Here is a 19,082-nt window from a genome sequence, read left to right on the forward strand (position 1 = left end):
TCCTTCGGCGCGACCCGGAACCGACGGTCCTTGCGGCCGTCGGTCCGGGCCCGGCGGGTCCGGTGCGTCATGGCCACTGAGCACGAGGGCGTCGGCATCGGCTCGTTCGCGTGCGTTTTCGGCGACCTGGAGCGCAAGCCCGAGGACATCACGGACTTCGAGGCGCTGTGGCGGGCCGAGTCGCCCGACACGGAGTTCGCGGCCATGGGCTGCGGAACCTTCCGCACGATGTCGGGCCCCGTCGAGGACTATGTTCTCGAGGCGGTGCGGCAGACCCTGCGGGACGGTTCCGTCCAGCCCGAGGACGTCGACCGTATCGTCTTCGCGACCAGTGATGTCCGGCTGGGCGCGCTCGGTCCTGACTTCGCCGTCCGGGTGCTGGATGCCCTGGGCCTGGTCAACTGCGTTCCCGCCGTCGTCTCCTTCCAGCAGTGCTGCAGTTCGCTGACGGCTCTGCGGCAGGCCTGGGAGCTGTTCTCCGACGATGAGGTGAACAACGTCGTCCTCGTCTCGCTGGACTTCCTCCCCGAGGACAGCGGTCGTGTCAGATCCTTCGCGCTGTTCAGCGACGCGGTCGTGAGTTGCCTGGTCAGCAGGGGCGGCGCGGGCCTGCTGAAGCTGGCCTCGACCGCCGTCGGCGTCGACCACGCCGGACTCCTCGGCCGGGATTCCTTCATGTCGAGGCAGAAGGTGGCGCGGGACTCGCTGGCCAGGGTCCTCCAACGGGCCGACCGACGGCTGGAGGACGTCACGAAGGTGTTCCCGACGAATCTCTACGCGCCGGTGACGCTGTTCAACTCCGCGATCGCGGGTCTCGACCGGGAGTCACTGCATTTCGCCGGGACACTGTCCGCGTACGGGCACTGCGGGAACTCGGACTGGATGATCAACCTCGCCGACTATCACGGCCGTGTGGGGATCCGTCCGGGGAAGACATATCTGGCTCAGTCGTCGGCACCCGGATTCTTCGCGTGCGGGCTGCTGGTGGGGACCTGAGCCATGGGGACGACATGGAACAAGGTGAGTGGCATGGAGATTTCGGTCGACGACCTGTCCGGCAGCGAGATCGCCGATTTTCTTGAGCAACACGTCCAGGAAATGCGGGACATCACGCCGCTGGAGAGCAAGCACGCCCTCGACCTCGAGGGACTGCGCAGCCCTGAGGTCACCTTCTGGTCGGCCAGGGACGACGGCGCCCTGGTGGGCTGCGGCGCCGTGAAACGAATCGGCGCCGGCCACGGGGAAATCAAGTCGATGCGCACCGATCCCGCGTGCAAGCGCCGCGGGATCGCCTCTCAACTGCTGGGCCACATCATCTCCGAGGCCCGCCGGATGGGCTTCAACCGGCTCAGCCTGGAGACCGGTTCGACCGAATTCTTCGTCCCGGCCCGTGCGCTGTACAAGAAGTTCGAGTTCGAGTACTGCGAGCCTTTCGCGGACTACAAAGAAGACCCCAACAGCGCATTCATGACGAGACCTATCTAGCTTGAACCCTGAAGGGGAGGCTGTACGTGAAGGGCATTGCGTATCCTTATGACAGAGGGTTGTACAGCCGATTGTTCCTGAACTGCTACCAGCGTCAGTCGCTCGTGATGCTCGCCGAGCGGGAACCGCAGGTGCACCAGCTGTTCCATCGGTGTCTGATCAGCACGGACGACATCCTCCAGCAAATCATCAGGGAGCAACGTCCCAAGTACTCTTTCGAGAGCGGATTCTTCGACCGCGACGATCTGGCGAGAATCGGAATCGTCCGCGAGGAAGTGGAATTCGAGACGTACGCCGATGCCCGGAGCCTGCTGCTGGACGTGGTGTCCCAGGAGGGGTACGCCGTCCTCGTGGGGGACGTCTTCTACTGGCCGCACTGCCCCGAGTACACCACGAAGCATCTGGTCCACACGATTCTGCTGAAGGGGTACGACCCGAAGGCCGCCGAGTGGTCGCTCCTCGACGACAACCCGGCGAGTCTGCTCTGTGCGTACACCTACCCCGAGGAACTGATCGCGGCCGGCTTCGACAACGGCGAGCTGCGTCGCATCAGGTACTTCACGACCAAACCCTTCGACGCGCAGGAGGCCGGGATCGAGACCCGGCACGCCTTCTCCCGCCTCCTGGAGCGCTACCAGGACAGCCACACCCTGCTGTCGGACGTCGGCGAGCTCGTTTCCTGCCCCTGGATCGCGCCGGAGCGGGCCGTCGCGGCATTGCACGACGCCTTCTCGGTCTACCAGGGAACGCGCGCCGGGCTGGGCGAGTACATACGCCGCACATGCGCGGCCCCCGACGTCGAAGCCGTCGTCGACCGCATCGTGAGGCAGGCCGAGGACGTGATGAACCAGTTGCTGCTCGGCAAGGTGACGGGCTCCGTGGATCCGGGCCGGCTGACCGACGTCTGCCGCGGACTGAAGGCGGACGAGCAGGAGCTGCTGCTCCGGCTCAAGGCCGTCGACGAGGCCCGGGAGCCGGTATGACGGAGATCGATGTCGCGATCCTGCTTGCCGATCTCGCCCTGATCATCGTGGTGGCGCGGGCCGTCGGGCGGCTGGCGAAGGCGCTCGGCCAGCCGTCGGTCATCGGGGAGATCGTGGCGGGCGTCCTGCTCGGCCCCACCCTGTTCCACGGCGCTGTCGCCGACACGCTCTTCCCGGTGGAGGTGCGGCCCTATCTCACCGCACTAGCCAATCTCGGACTGGTGCTGTTCATGTTCGTGGTGGGCCTGGAGTTCGACTTCGGAAGGCTGCGCGGCTCCGGGCGGGTCGCCGGTGCGACCGTCGCCGGTTCCACCCTCGTTCCGTTCGGCCTCGGTCTGCTGCTCGCCTGGTTCCTCATCCGCGACTACGCGCCCGCCAACCGGACGGCCTTCGTCCTGTTCATCGGTGTCGCGGTGTCCGTCACGGCGTTCCCGGTACTCGCCCGGATCCTCGACGACCGGGGGATGAACGGCACATGGCTGGGGGCGATGGCACTGTCCACCGCGGCGATATGCGATCTCGCCGCATGGACGGCTCTCGCCGGCATCCAGGCCCTCGCGGGTGTGCGGGGACAGGAGCACTGGACGGTGCTCCTGATGGTCCCGTACGCGCTGGTGCTGATCACTTGTGTGCGCCCCCTGCTGAAGAGGGTCCTGGACGGACAGGGGCCCGAGGGACTGACCTCGCCCGGCGGATTCGTCCTCGTGGTCGCCGGTGCGCTGGCGTCGGCGGCGGTGACCCAGTTGTTCGGGCTGCACTTCGTGATCGGGGCGTTCCTGTTCGGTCTCGTCATGCCGCGTCCCCGGCGCGCCGACGTCCAGGAAGCCCTGCTGCACCGTACGCGGTACACCACCGGCCTGCTTCTGCCGGTCTACTTCATCGTCGCCGGGCTGAAGGTCGACCTCTCGCGGATCGGCTCCTCCGGACTGCTCCAGCTGGGCATGATCATGCTGGTCGCGGTCACCGGGAAGTTCGCGGGCACCTGGGTCGCCGCCCGGTCGCAGGGACTCTCATCGCGTGGCGCCGCTGTGCTGGCCACCCTCATGAACACCCGGGGACTCACCGAGCTCATAGCGCTGAGCATCGGGCTGGAGGCGGGGCTCATCAACGAACGGCTCTACTCGCTCTTCGTGCTCATGGCAGTGGTGACGACGGCCATGACAGGGCCGCTGCTGAGGTGGCTCATGGGCGGTGGGACCGGCGTACAGGCGCAGCTGGAACCGGAGGTCCTGGTGCCGTCGGAACAGTCGGGCGAGGCGCGGCGGACGGTCCGGTAGAACCGTGGGAGTGGTGCGGCACACGCTCCTCGCGGGGTTGCTGCCCGCGCCGGTCGAGGTCGTCGAGGCCTTCGCGGATCCGCCGGCCTTCGAACTGTTCCCCGAGGAGCGGGCGCTCATGGAGCGGGCCGGATCCGCGGAACGACGACGGGAGTTCGCCACGGTACGGATGTGCGCGCACACCGCCATGCTCAGACTGGGCGTGCCGTCGGCCCCTGTCCTGCCCTGTCAGGAGGGGGCCGACTGGGCCAGGAACGCGCCGCGCTGGCCGCGGGGCGTCGTCGGCGCGATGACCCACTGTCAGGGATACCGGGCGGCTGCCGTGGCGCGCGGTGGTGCGGTCGCGTCCGTGGGCATCGACGCGGAACCACACGCCTCGCTGCCCACGGGCGTCCAGCGGGCGGTGACCTCGCCCGAGGAACGAAGGGCTCTGGCGGGGCTCGCCGGCTCGCACCCCGAAGTGGCCTGGGACCGGGTCCTGTTCAGCGCCAAGGAGAGCGTCTTCAAGGCGTGGTTCCCGCTGACCGGGCGGTGGCTGGGGTTCGAGGACTGCGAGATCGCGCTGGACGCGGACCGCGGGACGTTCGCCGCCGCCCTGCGGGTCCCGGGGCCGGTGGTGGCCGGCGTGCGGATCGACGGCTTCGCCGGGCGCTGGCGGATCCTCGGCCGTCCTGGCCAGGGGACGGTCGGCACGGCGGTGGCCGTGAGGACACCCGCCGTGTGAGGCAGCCGCGAAGAGACCTATGTCCGATTTGATGCCCTTGATTCCTTGGTGCATCAAGCTGCATGGCAACTTGATGCACCAAGACGACGAACTCGTCCGGCAGCCCGTCTGGCACCGTTATTCCAGGTGCCGAATTCTCCTGGCCGAGAAGAACCCGGGTAGTGGGCCGCTCTTTCCTTCCGGTGGATCTCCACCCTTCGCCGTCCCGACGCACGCACGTTTCTTGACACCGATGAAGAGTTCTTCGACTACCCAGGAGGTGAAGTGGATGAGTGGCGTGGTGGGCTGGATCGATTTCCGGCGTGATCTCGGTGAACAGGGTCGCATTCTGCATTCGATGACGGAGGCGATGCGGTTCAGGGGACCGGACACCCAGGACGTGTGGCTGTCCACGCGGGCCGGTATCGGACACCGGGGCCTGGCCGCCTCGGGATCGGCCGAAGACGTGCGGCCCGCACGGGCCGAGACCGGCCGCGGCACGGTGTACGTGGCCCATGCCGGCGAGGTCTACAACCGCGACGAGCTCAGGCGGGACATCGAGGCGGCGGGCGGTGAGCTCAGGAACGGTTCCACCGCCGAGGCCCTCCTCCAGGCGTTCCTCCTCTGGGGAGCCGAATTCGCCGACCGCCTCAACGGAGCGCTGGCCTTCGCGATCTGGGACGGCAGGAACCACCGGCTGCACCTGGGCCGCGACCGTATGGGCGTCAAGCCGCTCTACTACTACGAATATCCCGGCGGAATTCTCTTCGCCTCGGAACCCAAGGGGATCATCGCCAACCCGCGCTTCGAGGCGCGACTGGACGTCTCCAAGCTCCCCATCGTCCTCCAGCCGCGGCTGAGCCTGCCGGGCGAGACCCCGCTGAAGGGGCTGCACGAGGTGCCGCCCGCGCATGTGCTGACGTACACGCGGACAGGACTCGCCCGGCGCCGCTACTGGGAGCTCGTCAGTGAGCCGCACCGCGACTCCTTCGAGCGCACGGCGTACCGGGTGCGCGAGCTGCTCGACGACACGGTCAGCCGGCAGCTCGTCACGGGCGTCCCGCTGGGAGCGATGCTCTCCGGCGGCATCGACTCGACCTCCGTCGCCGCGCTGGCGATGCGGGCGCTGCGCAAGGACGATCCGAGCAGTGAACTGGAGACGTTCTGCGTCCAGTTCGAGAGCGATCCGGCGCACTTCGTGTCGACCGAGCTCCGGCCGGACATCGACGCCCCGTACGCCGCTGCGGCCGCCGAGTTCATCGGCACCCGGCACACCACCCTCACGGCCGCGGTGCAGGACCTGCTGGATGTCATCCCCGCGACGCGACGCGCCCGCGACCTGCCGGGCTGGGGCCAGTTCGACGCGTCGATGTACCTCATCTTCGACCAGATCCGGCGCAACTGCTCGGTGGCACTGACGGGTGAGGCCGCGGACGAGGTCTTCGGCGGCTATCCGTACTTCTTCAAGCAGGACGTGGTGGGCCGCGACACCTTCCCCTGGCTCGGCGACGGGCCCCGGCTGTCGCGCTTCCTGTCGCCCGAGCTGACGGCCGAGATCGACCCGGAGGAGGACGAACGCGCCCGCTACTCCGAGCTGTTGGGAAACGTTCCGCGTCTTGCCGGCGAGAGTCCCGAGGACGCCCGGCTGCGGGAGGTCTTCTATCTGGGGCTGTCCGGGCCGCTCGCGGTGATCCTCGACCGCAAGGAACGCATGAGCATGGCCCACGGACTCGACGTGCGGGTTCCGTTCTGCGACCACCGGCTCGTCGAGTACGTGTGGAACGTGCCCTGGGAGCTGAAGTCCCGGGGCGGGGTGAAGGGTCTGCTGAAGGCGGCGATGGCGGACGTCCTTCCGGCGAGCACGGTGAACCGGAAGAAGAGCGCCTATCCGCATGTGCAGAACCCCGTGTACGACCAGGAGCTCATCCGTGAGGCGTCGTGGATCGTCAACGACAAGGCCTCCCCGCTGTCGTGGATGTTCGACGGCGAAGGGCTCGGCGGTCTGATCCAGCAGATCAGCGCCAACGCGGTACGCGGTGAACTACCCGGTGGTTCCAACCAGGCAGCCCTGCTCATTCAACTGGTCGAAATGCGCAACTGGATGGACGAGTACCAGGTGGCTCTGCCCTGACCGGGATCGTCTGACGTCATAGTAGAAACTCCAGGGAGTCTCCCTTCATGCTTGAACTCGTCCCCATCACCGACGGAATCGGTACGGAAGTCCGCGGAGTCGACGTGACAGGTCGGATATCCGACCGGGACTTCGACCGGATCTACCAGGCCTGGATCGATACGACGATTCTTCTGTTCCGCGGCCAGGACATGACGCCCGCCGAACACATCGAATTCACCCGGCGCTTCGGCGAGGTCTACGCCTACACCCGCTCGCAGTTCAACGACAGCGAGTACCCCGAGATCCTCATCCTGTCGAACATCGCCAAGGACGGTAAGCCGATCGGCTCGGCCTACAGCGGGCGGGTGTGGCACAGCGACGGAGCCTATCTCGCGGACCCGCCGGTCGGCTCCATGCTGTACGCCCGCGAGGTTCCCCCGGTGGGTGGAGACACGTGGTACGGCAACATGATCGCCGCGTACGACGCCCTTCCCGCGGCCGTCAAGGAGCGGATCGAGGACCTCAAGGTCGTCATCAGCCGTGTCCGGTCCCGGCCGTACAACTACCCCGACCGCCCGGCGCCCACCGAGCGGGAGCGCGCCGAGTGGATCGACATCACCCACCCGTTGGTCCGCGTCCACGAGGTGAGCGGGCGCAAGGCGCTCTACGCGGGCGGCAACGTGCCGTGGCGCATCGAGGGCCTGTCCGAGGACGAGAGCGCGCCGCTCATCACCTTCTTGCAGGAGTTCTCCGTGCAGCCGCGCTTCACGTACCGCCACCAGTGGCAGGTCGGTGACATCGTCCTGTGGGACAACCGAAGCGCGATGCACAGGGCCACGTACTACGACCATGTCGAGCACCGCAGGCTCATGCACCGGACGACCATCGCGGGCCGGCGACTCCCCGCGGGGCCGGAGCACGCCCCACAGGCGGCTGACAAGTGATGCGATACGACTACATCATCGTCGGCGCGGGAGCCGCGGGCTGCGTGCTGGCCGGACGGCTGACCGAGAACCCGTCGGTCCGGGTGCTGCTGCTCGAATCGGGGAGCGAGCGGCGCAGCCCGCTGCTCGGCATCCCCGCCGCCGAGACGGTCCTGATGGGCAACCCGAAGTACGACTGGTGCTTCGAGACCGATGCCGACCCCACCATCGACGGCCGGAGCGTGAGCATTCCGCGCGGGCGCCTGCTCGGGGGTTCCAACGCGATCAACGGAATGATCTTCGTACGGGGGCAGCGCGAGGACTACGACGACTGGGAAGGCATGGGCAACCCCGGCTGGTCCTGGGACGGCGTGGTGGGCTACTTCCGCGGTATGGAGCGCGCCTTCGACCTCGAAGGCGAGAGCCGCGGCCGGAGCGGCCCGATCTCGGTGGGACCGCCGCGTGACCGCGACGAGCTGACCGACACCTTCCTCATGGCGGCCGTCAAGTCCGGCTACCGGGAGAACCCGGACTACAACTCCGGTGACCAGGAGGGTTTCGGCTACTACCAGGTCAACCACGAGGAGGGCCGGCGCTCCTCAGCCGGCGGCACCTACCTGAAGAAGGCCAGGAGGCGGCAGAACCTCACCCTGGTCACCGACGCGCACGTCACGTCCCTGCGGTTCGACGGACGGCGATGCACCGGTGTGAGATTCCGGGCCGGCGGCACCGAGCGCGCCGCGGACTGCGGCAGAGAGGTGATCGTCAGCGCCGGGACCGTCCAGTCCCCGCAGCTCCTGGAACTCTCCGGAGTCGGCTCGGCGGACGTCCTCGGCCAGGCCGGGGTGCCGGTCGTGCACCATCTGCCGGGTGTCGGCGAGAACTTCCGCGACCACTTCGCGGCCCGGCTGCGCTGGCGGGTCCGCCGGCCGATCACCTTCAACGAGCGTTCCAGGGGACTGGGACTGGCCCGTGAGATCACGCAGTACGTACGGGAGCGCCGCGGGCTGCTCAGCCTGCCCATCGCGCTGGGGTACGGGTTCGTCCGGTCCTCGCAGACCGAGACCCGCCCCGACATCCAGTTCCACTTCGCCCCGGCCAGCTACGGCGAGGCTTCCAGCAGACGGCTGGACACCTCTCCCGGAATGACGCTGGGCGTCTACCCGCTCCGCCCGGAGTCCAAGGGCTCCATCCACATCCGCTCGCGGAACGCCCTGACGCCCCCGTCGATCCGGCCGCGCTTCCTGGACACGGAACTCGACCGCGCCACGCTGATCGCCGGAATGCGCATCGGCCGACGCGTCATGGAGGAGCCCAGCCTCGACAAGTACCGGGCGTTCGAGCTGACGCCGGGCAACGACGTGCGCACCGACGACGAACTGCTCGCCTACGCCCGGGCCCACGGCGACACCTCGTACCACCCGGTCGGCACCTGCCGCATGGGCAACGACCCCGGAGCGGTGGTCGACGAACGGCTGCGCGTGCACGGTGTGGACGGCCTCAGGGTCATCGACGCGTCCGTCATGCCCGCCATGGTCTCGGGCAATACGAACGCCGCGAGCATGATGATCGGCGAAAAAGGGGCCGCCATGGTCCTGGAGGACCTCAGAGAGCAGACCCGGGCGTAGCGGCGAAGCGCCCGCCCCGCTTCGCCCATGCCCGTTTCCAGAATGGGGAGTTCAATGCCTGAAGAGCGCACGGCCGATCGCTTCGACTACGAACACAACCTCGGCAGGACCGGCTCGTACCGCGCGCACCGCAGCGCTTTCTGGCCGCCGGCCGACGCCTACACGCTGAGCTGCCTGGACCTCGCCGACGCCACCCCCCGCCTCGGGGACGGATTCCGTCAGAGCCTGGCGGTCCTGAAGTCGGCCGTCGAGGCAGAGTGGCTGCGCGTGAAGGAGATCGGCATTCCCGCCCGCCGCCGCTTCAACGACCCGCTGCCGGTCGCCGAGGCCATGCGCGACCTCGGGAAGCACCTGCCGGGCAAGGCCGACCGGCGGGCGATCGAGCTCCGCGCGAACGCCGTCCAGGACGGCTACGACGACACCATCCTTCAGGAACTCGCCTCCCTGGAAGAGGAGTTCACGGTTGTCGCCGGCCAGGTCTCCACCTGGTACGGCAAGGAGACCAGAGGGCTGCCGACGGCGTTCGGCTGCCGGGGTGTCGAGGAGGGCCGGCTTCTGGTCGCGCAAGCCCTGGCGGAGAAGGACGAGGCGGCCGCCTATCTGAAGCGGCTCCACGCCGACCTGCGGATCGGCGATCTGCCGGCCTTCGGGGTGGCCGAGTTGTTCTTCATGGCGGGCGAGGGCAACCTCCATCCCAAGCACATCGCGTACTTCCTCCCCGAGGACGAGGGCGTGAAGTACTCGCCCTTCAAGAAGACCTACTACTTCGGCAACACCCACAGGGCGCTGCTGGAGAGCGTCTCGGCGCCCCTGGCGGCGAAGTTCCTCACGGCCGACGCGCAACTCGACCCGGCCGACCCGCGCTTCGCGGCCATTCCCACCCTGGGCGTCCTCAGTCACGAGCTGGGCCACTTCGTCCACCGGCCGGCCACCGACTTCAAGGAACTGAACTCGTCCGACCGCTGGGCCTCGGTGGTCCTCCAGGAGGTCGCGGCCGATGTCTTCGGCATCCTGATCCTCGCCGACGTGTGGGCGCCGCGCCTCGGCATCGACCCCGCGGACTGCGTCGCGTACTACCTGGCGGAGTGCCTGCGGTATCTCGACCGAGGCCTCGGCCACTTCCCCGACAGCGACGGCATGTTCCTCCAGCTCTCCTACTTCGCCCAGCTGGGGGCCCTTGAGGTGAGCCGGGAGAACGGACCTCGCCTCGTGGGTGACTCCTCCACCGTCCTGGCGGGTCTGCGCTCGCTGGCCCGCGTCCTGGCCGACACCCTGCTCGCCGGAGAGGCCGAGAGGGCCGTCCGGCTGCACCGGTCCTTCGGACCGTCCACGGCCGCTCCGCTGGCGGCCCTGGTCGAGGAGCTCGGCCGGACCCCCCTCAAGTCCGTCGAATACACCCAAGAGCACGTCTACGCCGCCGCCACCCCGGTTGCCTGAAAGAGGAACACGATGATCGCTGAGACGCAGCAGGACCTCGACCGGGTCCGTGACTACTACACGGCGCAGCGCTCCGTGGGCGAGGACGAGGCGAGCATCTACGCCATATGGGAGAAGGGCGGAGCCTTCAACGACTCCATCACCCCGTCCACTTACGTGCCCGAGTACCGCTCGCACATGGCGCTCAAGCTGCTCTCCCTGACGGAGGACGGGGCGAGTGTCTTCTCGATCGGCTGCGGCAACGCGGCGGTGGAGGGAGTGATAGCCGGCCTCAACCGGGTGGTCCGCGGCATCGACTTCAACGAGGAGGCCGTCGAACTGGCCCGGCAGAAGGGCGTCGACGCGTTCGCCGCCGACTATTACACGCTGCTCCCCTCGGACGTCGCCGGCGCCGACGCCATCTACGCGGACGGCTTCCTCGGCCACCTCTTCGACAGCGAGAAGGAGATGGCCCCCGCGCTCGCCAAACTGGCGGACCTCGGCCTGAAGTCCGGCACCGTCCTGGTGTTCTCCAACGACGCGCCCCAGGACTCCCAGGTGGCGTTCGCCCCCCACGAGCGGGTGGAGGACTTCTGGTTCATCTCCAAGGACTACCTCCAGGCGCGACTCGCCGACCTCGGATACCTGACGGTGGAGAGCTACTACTTCCCGTACATGCGGCCCATCAGCGGTATGCGCAACCGCACGATCTGCATCGTGCGCGTTCCGTAAGGACGGGACACCCGTCCCACATCAGAGGGGGAACCACCTTGCCCATGCCGGATGGGTTCTCGCGGCGTCTGCTACCGCTGCTCAAGGAGATCGTGGCAGGTCACGGCACTCCTTTCCACATCTACGACGCCCGCGGCATCGTCGACACCCACCGCTCCATGGCGGCGGCCTTCGAAGGAGAGCCCTACCGCCAGTACTTCGCCGTCAAGGCACTGCCTAACCCGCACATCCTGTCGCTGCTGCTGGCCGAGGGGAGCGGGCTCGACTGCGCCTCGCCGGTCGAGTTGGAGCTGGCGCAGAGCGTCGGTGCGCAAGGCCGCGACGTGGTGTTCACCTCCAACAACACCGCGGTGGCGGAGTACGAGCTCGCGCTCAAGGCCGGGGCGCTCGTCACCTTCGACGACCGCTCGTTCCTCGCCAAGGCCGACACCCTGCCGGAGACGGTCGCCTTCCGGGTCTCGCCGCACGGTCTCGCCGCGGGCTCGCGTCTCATGGGGGACGCGGCGGCGACCAAGTTCGGGGTGCCGGTCCCCGAACTGGCCGACGCCTACCGAGAGGCGAAGCGGCGCGGCGCCACCCGCTTCGGGATTCACGGCATGATCAGCGCCAACGAGCTGGACGTGGACCGGGCCGTCCGGGCCGCGGTGGACGTGATCGAACTCGGCGCCAGGGTCGCGGAGTCGGCCGGCATCGAGCTCGAATACGTCAACGTGGGCGGCGGCCTGGGCATCCCCTACCGTCCGCAGGACCAGGCGCTCGACTTCAAGGTCTACGCGGACGCGATCCTCGCGGCGCGCCGCCGCTGCTTCCCGCGGTCGAGTCCCCGGATCGTGATGGAGTGCGGGCGCTATGTCACGGGGCCGCACGGCGTGCTGGTGACCAGCGTGATCAACCGCTGCAGCAAGGGCCGGGAGATCGTCGGCGTGGACGCCTCGATGTCCGCGCTGATGCGCCCCGGCTTCTACGGGGCCTACCACCACCTGAGCCTTCCCTTCGCGGGCGAACGCCCCGCATCGCGGTTCGACGTGGTCGGCGCGCTCTGCGAGAACATGGACAAATTCGCGGTCGACAGAGAACTCCCCGACCCCCGGGACGGGGACATCGCGATCGTCCACGACACCGGGGCCCACGGCCATGCGATGGGCTTCAACTACAACGGGCGGCTGAGGCCGGCGGAGCTCCTGCTGACCACGGACGGCGATGTCGTCGAGATCCGCCGGGCCGAGAGCTTCGACGACTACCTCGCCACGGTGCGGCCCCGGCCGGTGCCGGTCCTGAGCACGGCGACGGGCCCTTCCGCGGCGCCGGCCGCGCAGTACGCGCAGGCGGCACGGACAGAACACGGAGCACAGGGGTGAGCGGCAGCATGAATTCCAGAGCACTGATCGAGAGCGCCTTCGAACGCCGTGGCGAACTGACGGGCGCGGATCTCGCGGAGCTCGCACCGCACATCGAGGCGGGCCTGGACGCCCTCGACCGGGGTGAGCTGAGGGCCGCGAACCCGGTGGACGGGAACTGGGCCGCCGACACCTTCGTCAAGAAGCTGATCCTCCTCTCCTTCCCCGCGCAGCGGAACGCCCTGGCGGACTCCGGTACGGGCCGGCCCAAGAGCTTCGACAAGGTGCCCCTGAAGTTCGAGGCCTGGCAGGAGTCCGACTTCGAGAAGTCCCGGATCAGGGTGGTTCCGGGGGCGGTCGTCCGGCACGGCGCGTACGTCGCGCCCGGGGTCGTGCTCATGCCGTCCTTCGTGAACATCGGTGCCTACGTCGGCGCGGGCACCATGATCGACACCTGGGCCACCGTCGGCTCCTGCGCGCAGATCGGAGAGCGCTGCCACATCTCCGGAGGCGCGGGCATCGGCGGCGTGCTCGAACCCATCGGCGACAACCCCGTCGTCATCGAGGACGACGTGTTCATCGGCGCGCGCAGCGAGGTCGCGGAAGGCGTCCGGGTCCGCCGGGGAGCCGTGATCGGCATGGGCGTGTACCTGGGAGCGTCCACGCCCATCGTCGACCGGGCGACAGGCGAGGTGCTCCGGGGCGAGGTGCCAAAGGACGCGGTGGTCGTCGCCGGCGCGCGCACCGACCCCGGTCGGCCGGAGATCTCGACCTACGCCGCGGTGATCGTGAAGTACGCGGACGAGCGGACCCGGGGCAAGACCGCGCTGAACGATCTGGTGCGGGACTGAGCGATGAACCTTGTACGCGGCGCCTTCGCACGGTTGCGTGACCTGCAGCTCGGCATTCCCACGCCGCCGGGGCTCGACCCGATCCAGCTCCACCTGGGCGAGTCCCGGCTGGAGGCCCTGGGGGCCGACGTCGCACCCCTGGTCGCAGCCGAGGGGTGGACCCGCTATCCGCAGCTCGGGGGTACCGCCGAGCTGCGGACGGCGTACACCGGGTGGCTCGAACGCCGTTTCGGCGTACGGGAGATCCTGTCGGGCGGGGACCTCGCGGTCGAACCCACTCCGGGGACCAAGCAGGCCGTGGCCGTCGCCGTGGACCGTGCCGTGCGGCAGGTCCGGGGCGGCGGTGAGGCGGTGGTGGTCATGCCGAACCCCTTCTACCCGACGTACCACGCCGCCGCCGTGGCGGCGGGCGCCCGGCCCGTGTACTACGGCCTCGACGGCAAGGATCCGGGCCCCGTCCGGGATGCCGTCGCCGCGGCGGGTGCCCCCGTCGCCGCGATCCTCGTGTGCAATCCGGGCAACCCGGGCGGCGAGATCCTCCCGGAGTCCTTCCTCCAGGACGTGGCGAAGACCGCCGCCGCGGCCGGGGCCCTCCTGATCGTCGACGAGTGCTACACGGACCTGTTCCTCGGGGCTGCTCCGCCCGGCTACCTCTCCCTCGTGGAGCGGAGGATGGTGGAGCCGGGGCGCTTCCTCGTACTGCACAGTCTGTCCAAGCGCTCCGGCGCGCCGGGGCTGCGCAGCGGATTCGCGGCCGGCGACCCGCAGACCGTCTCCGACTACGGGTACTACAACCAGGTGTGCGGGGTGTCGACCCCGCTGCCGGTCTGTGCCGTGGCGGCGCAACTGTGGCGGGACGAGGCCCATGTGCTGCGGACACGGCGGGCGTTGGCCGGGAACTGGGACCTCGCGGACGCGCGGTTGGCGGACGTCCCCGGCTACCACCGGGCCGAGGCAGGATTCTTCCTCTGGCTGCCGGTGGAGGACGACGAGGCCACCGCCCGTCACCTGTGGCGCGAGAGTGCCCTCTCGGTCATGCCGGGCCGCTACCTCGGGGCCGAGGGGAGCGACGGAGCCAACCCGGGCACGGGCCGCCTTCGGATCGCCCTCGTTCACGAACAGCCCCTGATGCGCGAGGCGTTGGAGCGCCTTCGCCGCGCCATGGCCGCAGGTGCCCCCTGAGCGGGGCTCGTCGTCGTACCGGCGACGCGGACCGACCATCCATCCTCGACCCCAAGGACACCTCCCCATGACGCGCCCCGAGGAGAAGCCGCTGCTGCTGGTGATCACCAGCGGTCTCCAGCGCTACCGCGAGTACTTGCTGCGTTCGATAGCCACCCGATACCGCGTTCACCTCATCGATTCCGTCGCGCCCGGCTGGGAGCGCCCCTATCTGGCGGGCGGCACGGTGGTGCCGGACACGGGCGCGCGGTCCGTCCTGGCCGCCGCCCGGCGGATCGCCGCCGAGCAGCCGGTGTCCGGGGTGATGAGCTGGCACGAGGAACACATCGTGCAGGCGGCCCTGGTCGCCGAGGAACTCGGGCTGCCGGGCACCCGGGCCGCGGCGGTGCACCGCTGCCGCGACAAGTTCGCGACCCGGACCGCGCTGGAGGCCGAGAAGCTCCCCCAGCCGGCGTTCGAACTGGTGGGGAATCTCCAGGAGGCGCTGGCCGCGGCGGACCGCCTCGGCTATCCCGTGGTGATCAAGCCCCGTGCCGCAGGCGGCAGTCAAGGGGTCGTGCTCGTGCGGGACGCCGCCGAACTGGCCGACCAGTTCAGTGCCACGCGTGACGTCCCGGTCCCGCACACGCCCGACTTCGACCGGGTGGTCCTGGTCGAGGAGTACCTGGCGGGGCCGGAGATCAGTGTCGACTCGGCCGTGTTCGAGGGCCGGGTCGCTCCGGTCTTCGTGGGCCGCAAGGAGGTCGGCTTCCCGCCGTACTTCGAGGAGACCGGGCACCGGGTGAGCGGCGCCGACCCCCTGCTGTCGGACCCGGACCTGTTGCGCACGCTGACCGGCATTCACCTGGCCCTCGGCGTCACGGACGGGTGGACGCACACAGAACTCAAGCTGACTCCGGACGGCCCGAAGCTGATCGAGGTCAACGGGCGGCTGGGCGGCGACCTCATCCCGTACCTCGGCATGCGCGCCTCGGGCGTGGATCCGGGGCTGGCCGCGGCCGATGTGGCCTGCGGCAGGCCCCCGGTGACGGCTCCGTCGGAAGCCGCCTTCGCCGGGGTGCGGTTCTTCTACCCGCAGCGGAACGACACGGTGATCGAGTCGGTGGACTTCGACCGGGCCGGGCTGCCCGCGGAGATCGACCGGCTGGAGCCGCTGGTCGGCCGCGGAGAGGTGGTCTCCCCGCCTCGCAAGGGCCTGATCGACGGGCGGATCGCGCTGGCGACGGCGGTGGCCTCGACCGCCGAGGCCTGCGAAGCCGCTCTCGACCGGGCGCAGAACGCGCTCCGGTTGTCCGTCGGCGAGCCCTCGGCCGCCCGTGAATCCGCCGAGTAGGAAAGGTTGTTCATGCACATCCTTGTCATGCACCGCATACCGGACTCGTTCGTGCGCTTCGCCGAGACCATCGACCACACGGCGCACGAGGTCACCTATGTGAGTGCCCCCGACCGGCTGGCCACCCTCCCCGAGGGCGTGCCGGCCCGCCGGATCGAACGTCCCGGCACCGGTGACACCGCGACCGAGGTGCTCGCGGCGGTCGCCGGTCTCCCGAAACCGGACCTCGTCGTCACACTGTCCGAGTACGACCTGCTCGCGGCGGCCGAGGTGCGCGAGGCGCTGGGAGTCGCGGGCCCGAAGGTCGCCGACGTGATGCCGGCCCGGGACAAGCTCGTCATGAAGGCGGCGGTCGCGGCCGCCGGACTGCGGACTCCGCACTGCGCCCCGCTGACGACGGCACTGGCCGAGGGCGCGACCGCGCTGCCCTGGAGTGGCCGCACCATCCTCAAGCCGCTCCGCGGCGCGTCCAGCGAGGGAGTTTCGGCGTACCGGACGGTGGCCGACGCGCTGGCGGCGGCGCGCGGCGGCGGTCTGCCGGGAGACCTCGACGCATTCGAGATCGAGGAGTTCGTCGAGGGGCCCGTCATCCACGTCGACGGACTGCTGGCGGCGGGCGAGCCCGTCGCCGTCCAGACGAGCCGGTACGTCGGTACCTGCCTGGAGTACGCGCAGGGCAGACCGCTGGGTTCGGTGCAGATCGACACGGTGCCGGAGACCGTCGAATGGACCCTCGACTGTCTGCGCGCGGTCGGCATCGACGACGGCCCCTTCCACCTGGAGGCGTTCGAGACCCCCGAAGGTCTCGCCTTCCTGGAAGTGGGGGCACGGGTCGGCGGCGCCGACGTGGTCGACACGTTCGAGCTGGCGACCGGGGTGCACATGCCGTCCGCCCAGGTCCGGCTGATGGTGGAGGGGCCGGGCGAGCGTCCCCCCGTACGGGTCGCGGGTCCGGACGAGCGGTACGGCTGGTTCGCGGTACCGGGGCACACCCTTGGCTCGCGGTACTGCCGTATCGAGGGCGAGAAGGCATTCCGGGACGATCCCGTGGTCCTGCGCTGGCTCCAGCGGGGAGCCGACGAGCCGATCAAGGGCGTCATCACGTACGCGGACTCCGACGTGCCGATCGCCGGTGTCGTCGGGCCCGCGCCCGCACGCGTACTGGAACGGTTCCTCACCGACTTCTTCGCCTCGGTGACCGTGGCACCGGCGGAGGGCCCGTGACGAATCTCCAGCCTCGCCTCGTGGTCGCCGCCCGCACCACCGACGGCGTCTCCGCGGTCCTCACCGACGAAACCGTCCCGCCGGTCACCGTGGGCGCCTATCCGGGCTCGGAGTTCTTTCTGCTGTGGGGCACGGAGGACGGCGGCGCCACCGTCGGCACCGGACCCCGGCAGCCCAGGACCCTGCCCTTCTTCGCGGGCAGCGGTGGTACGCGCCTGCTCTTCGCGCGGTACGAGCCCGCGTCCACCACTTCCGGTCCGGTCGGTGATCCCGTCGAGCTGGTCGCCGAGCTCGACGAGAAACTGCCCGGTCTGAGAGAGGTGTTCGAGCCCGGCGACACCGGGATGCACACCACCGACACGCTCGACTACGCCGTCTGCCTGGAGGGCGAGCTGCACCTGGAACTGGACGACGGCCACGAGGTCCTGGTGACCCCGGGAACCTGCGTCGTCCAGCTGGGAACCCGCCACGCCTGGCACAACCGCGGCGAGAGAGCGGCCCTCATGTGCTTCGTGGGCATCGGCGCCGTCCGTGACTCCTGACCGCCGCCCGGCCGTCCGCACGCCGTGCGGAGGAAGCAGAGCAACGACATGAGCAACAGGAACCTCGGAGCCCGCTTCCGGTCGTGGCTGCCCGCCGGACACAGCGCCCGGCGGCTCATCGCGGCGTCGTTCGTCGACTCCGTCGGCACGGGTCTGTTCATCGCGGGCTCAGCCCTGTTCTTCACCCGGGTGCTGGGACTGTCCACCGTTCAGATCGGTCTGGGGCTGACCTTCGCCGGTCTCGCCGGATTCCTCGGCATGGTCCCGGTGGGCCGGCTGGCGGACCGGATCGGCGGCAAACGCGCCATCGTGGCCCTGTACTCGTGGCGGGGGGTGTGCTTCGTCGTGTACCCCTTCGCCCGCGAGCCCGGGGTCTTCTTCGTGGTGGCCTTCCTCATCGGCATAGCGGAGTGGGGCGGAGGCCCGATCGTCCAGGGCATCGTCGGCGCCGTGGAGGGGGAGCGGACGCGGGTGCGGACCATGGCGGTGATCGCCTCCGTCCGCAACGTCGGCTTCAGCCTGGGCGCGGTGCTCGCTTCGGTGGCGTTGGTGACGAACAGCGCGACGGCCTTCACCGGTCTCGTGTTCGCGGACGCGGCGACGTTCTTCGCGGCCGCGGTCCTGTTGTCCCGGCTGCCCGCGGCGGCGAACGTGACGACCGGCCGTCAGCGCGCCGGCACGTCCGTCATGAAGGTGCACAACCCCTTGTTCCTGGCGCTCGCCGGGCTCAACGGAGTGCTCTTCCTGCACTCCGTCCTGCTCACCGTGGCGCTTCCCCTGTGGGTCGTGACCAAGACCGAGGCCCCTTCCGTCGTGGTGGGAGCCGTCGTCGTACTCAACACGGTCCTGGTCATCGTTCTTCAGGTCCGGCTGAGCGGTGGCTCCTCGGACCTGCCGAGCGCCGCCAGGCGCCAGCAGTGGTCGGGCTGGTGCCTGGCCGGGTGCTGCCTGCTGCTGGCCTTGAGCGCCCGCACCGGACCGGTGTGGGCGACCGTCCTGATCGTGGCCGCGACCGTCGCCCTGACGCTGGGCGAGATCTGGCAGTCGGTCGGCGCGTGGCGGCTGTCCTACGCGCTGGCCCCGGAGGACCAGCGCGGGTACTACCTGTCGGTCTACGAACTCGGCACCAGCGGCATCTCCGCCGCGGGACCCGCGCTGCTCACCTGGTCGGTGATCGGAACCGGCGACGCGGGCTGGGCCGGCCTGGCCGCCTGCTTCGTCCTCACCGGTCTCGCGGTCGTGGTGATCGCGGGCCGGGCGGGACGGATTCTGACCACCACCATCGCGGACGAATCGACGCCCGGGGATCCGGCGCCCGGCACCGCGATGAAGCAATCACAGGAGAGTTGACCC

At 69.5% G+C, this 19,082-nt stretch carries 17 protein-coding genes; all 17 read left to right on the plus strand.

The window, feature by feature from the left end:
• Positions 1-69 precede the first annotated feature (69 nt).
• The 17 genes from ACZ6KY_RS08905 to ACZ6KY_RS08985 all read left to right on the plus strand — a co-directional run bounded on the left by ACZ6KY_RS08905 (position 70) and on the right by ACZ6KY_RS08985 (position 19,079).
• Positions 70-996 carry a beta-ketoacyl-[acyl-carrier-protein] synthase family protein gene (locus ACZ6KY_RS08905; protein WP_469309610.1) on the plus strand — a complete coding sequence of 309 codons (927 nt, stop codon included), beginning with the start codon at positions 70-72 and terminating at the stop codon, positions 994-996.
• Positions 997-1,029: 33 nt separating this feature from the next.
• The gene (locus tag ACZ6KY_RS08910) at positions 1,030-1,485 is read left to right on the plus strand and encodes a GNAT family N-acetyltransferase (RefSeq protein ID WP_469309611.1); all 456 of its coding nucleotides are present in this window, start codon (positions 1,030-1,032) and stop codon (positions 1,483-1,485) included.
• Positions 1,486-1,544: 59 nt separating this feature from the next.
• Positions 1,545-2,468 (plus strand): hypothetical protein, encoded by a 924-nt coding sequence (locus tag ACZ6KY_RS08915; RefSeq protein WP_469309612.1) that lies wholly within the window; start codon positions 1,545-1,547, stop codon positions 2,466-2,468.
• The gene (locus ACZ6KY_RS08920; protein ID WP_469309613.1) at positions 2,465-3,745 is read left to right on the plus strand and encodes a cation:proton antiporter domain-containing protein; all 1,281 of its coding nucleotides are present in this window, start codon (positions 2,465-2,467) and stop codon (positions 3,743-3,745) included. Before ACZ6KY_RS08915 ends, ACZ6KY_RS08920 begins: the two co-directional genes overlap by 4 nt.
• A 13-nt stretch (positions 3,746-3,758) precedes the next feature.
• A complete protein-coding gene (locus ACZ6KY_RS08925; RefSeq protein ID WP_469309614.1) occupies positions 3,759-4,469 on the plus strand; it encodes a 4'-phosphopantetheinyl transferase family protein in 711 nt (236 codons plus the stop codon).
• Between the two features lie 268 nt (positions 4,470-4,737).
• The gene (gene asnB / locus ACZ6KY_RS08930; RefSeq protein ID WP_469309615.1) at positions 4,738-6,579 is read left to right on the plus strand and encodes an asparagine synthase (glutamine-hydrolyzing); all 1,842 of its coding nucleotides are present in this window, start codon (positions 4,738-4,740) and stop codon (positions 6,577-6,579) included.
• 47 nt (positions 6,580-6,626) lie between these two features.
• Entirely contained in the window at positions 6,627-7,505 is an 879-nt protein-coding gene (locus ACZ6KY_RS08935; RefSeq protein ID WP_469309616.1) for a TauD/TfdA dioxygenase family protein, read from the plus strand.
• On the plus strand, positions 7,505-9,112 hold the full coding sequence (locus ACZ6KY_RS08940) for a GMC family oxidoreductase (RefSeq protein ID WP_469309617.1): 1,608 nt from the start codon (positions 7,505-7,507) through the stop codon (positions 9,110-9,112). The genes ACZ6KY_RS08935 and ACZ6KY_RS08940 overlap by 1 nt, the downstream gene beginning before the upstream one ends.
• Positions 9,113-9,166: 54 nt before the next feature.
• A complete protein-coding gene (locus tag ACZ6KY_RS08945; protein WP_469309618.1) occupies positions 9,167-10,549 on the plus strand; it encodes a hypothetical protein in 1,383 nt (460 codons plus the stop codon).
• Between the two features lie 12 nt (positions 10,550-10,561).
• The gene (locus tag ACZ6KY_RS08950) at positions 10,562-11,260 is read left to right on the plus strand and encodes a class I SAM-dependent methyltransferase (RefSeq protein WP_469309619.1); all 699 of its coding nucleotides are present in this window, start codon (positions 10,562-10,564) and stop codon (positions 11,258-11,260) included.
• Between the two features lie 44 nt (positions 11,261-11,304).
• Complete coding sequence (locus tag ACZ6KY_RS08955; protein ID WP_469309620.1) at positions 11,305-12,618, plus strand: diaminopimelate decarboxylase; 1,314 nt, start codon at positions 11,305-11,307, stop codon at positions 12,616-12,618.
• A gap of 8 nt (positions 12,619-12,626) precedes the next feature.
• Complete coding sequence (locus ACZ6KY_RS08960; protein ID WP_469309621.1) at positions 12,627-13,448, plus strand: 2,3,4,5-tetrahydropyridine-2,6-dicarboxylate N-succinyltransferase; 822 nt, start codon at positions 12,627-12,629, stop codon at positions 13,446-13,448.
• Positions 13,449-13,451: 3 nt separating this feature from the next.
• Complete coding sequence (locus tag ACZ6KY_RS08965; RefSeq protein ID WP_469309622.1) at positions 13,452-14,630, plus strand: aminotransferase class I/II-fold pyridoxal phosphate-dependent enzyme; 1,179 nt, start codon at positions 13,452-13,454, stop codon at positions 14,628-14,630.
• Between the two features lie 67 nt (positions 14,631-14,697).
• Positions 14,698-15,963, plus strand: coding sequence for an ATP-grasp domain-containing protein (locus ACZ6KY_RS08970; protein ID WP_469309623.1), 1,266 nt, complete (start codon positions 14,698-14,700; stop codon positions 15,961-15,963).
• Positions 15,964-15,975: 12 nt separating this feature from the next.
• Complete coding sequence (locus ACZ6KY_RS08975; protein ID WP_469309624.1) at positions 15,976-17,187, plus strand: ATP-grasp domain-containing protein; 1,212 nt, start codon at positions 15,976-15,978, stop codon at positions 17,185-17,187.
• Positions 17,184-17,729, plus strand: coding sequence for a cupin domain-containing protein (locus tag ACZ6KY_RS08980; protein WP_469309625.1), 546 nt, complete (start codon positions 17,184-17,186; stop codon positions 17,727-17,729). Before ACZ6KY_RS08975 ends, ACZ6KY_RS08980 begins: the two co-directional genes overlap by 4 nt.
• A 48-nt stretch (positions 17,730-17,777) precedes the next feature.
• Complete coding sequence (locus tag ACZ6KY_RS08985; RefSeq protein ID WP_469309626.1) at positions 17,778-19,079, plus strand: MFS transporter; 1,302 nt, start codon at positions 17,778-17,780, stop codon at positions 19,077-19,079.
• Positions 19,080-19,082: the final 3 nt, after the last annotated feature.

This window comes from Streptomyces sp. NPDC042002 (assembly GCF_055588305.1).

What these genes read in the sequence shown, in the direction of transcription:
- ACZ6KY_RS08905 (WP_469309610.1), top strand. Translation starts at nt 70, where the DNA reads ATGGCCACTGAGCACGAGGGCGTCGGCATCGGCTCGTTCGCGTGCGTT.
- ACZ6KY_RS08910 (WP_469309611.1), top strand. Translation starts at nt 1,030, where the DNA reads ATGGAGATTTCGGTCGACGACCTGTCCGGCAGCGAGATCGCCGATTTT.
- ACZ6KY_RS08920 (WP_469309613.1), top strand. Translation starts at nt 2,465, where the DNA reads ATGACGGAGATCGATGTCGCGATCCTGCTTGCCGATCTCGCCCTGATC.
- asnB (WP_469309615.1), top strand. Translation starts at nt 4,738, where the DNA reads ATGAGTGGCGTGGTGGGCTGGATCGATTTCCGGCGTGATCTCGGTGAA.
- ACZ6KY_RS08935 (WP_469309616.1), top strand. Translation starts at nt 6,627, where the DNA reads ATGCTTGAACTCGTCCCCATCACCGACGGAATCGGTACGGAAGTCCGC.
- ACZ6KY_RS08940 (WP_469309617.1), top strand. Translation starts at nt 7,505, where the DNA reads ATGCGATACGACTACATCATCGTCGGCGCGGGAGCCGCGGGCTGCGTG.
- ACZ6KY_RS08945 (WP_469309618.1), top strand. Translation starts at nt 9,167, where the DNA reads ATGCCTGAAGAGCGCACGGCCGATCGCTTCGACTACGAACACAACCTC.
- ACZ6KY_RS08950 (WP_469309619.1), top strand. Translation starts at nt 10,562, where the DNA reads ATGATCGCTGAGACGCAGCAGGACCTCGACCGGGTCCGTGACTACTAC.
- ACZ6KY_RS08955 (WP_469309620.1), top strand. Translation starts at nt 11,305, where the DNA reads ATGCCGGATGGGTTCTCGCGGCGTCTGCTACCGCTGCTCAAGGAGATC.
- ACZ6KY_RS08960 (WP_469309621.1), top strand. Translation starts at nt 12,627, where the DNA reads ATGAATTCCAGAGCACTGATCGAGAGCGCCTTCGAACGCCGTGGCGAA.
- ACZ6KY_RS08965 (WP_469309622.1), top strand. Translation starts at nt 13,452, where the DNA reads ATGAACCTTGTACGCGGCGCCTTCGCACGGTTGCGTGACCTGCAGCTC.
- ACZ6KY_RS08970 (WP_469309623.1), top strand. Translation starts at nt 14,698, where the DNA reads ATGACGCGCCCCGAGGAGAAGCCGCTGCTGCTGGTGATCACCAGCGGT.
- ACZ6KY_RS08975 (WP_469309624.1), top strand. Translation starts at nt 15,976, where the DNA reads ATGCACATCCTTGTCATGCACCGCATACCGGACTCGTTCGTGCGCTTC.
- ACZ6KY_RS08985 (WP_469309626.1), top strand. Translation starts at nt 17,778, where the DNA reads ATGAGCAACAGGAACCTCGGAGCCCGCTTCCGGTCGTGGCTGCCCGCC.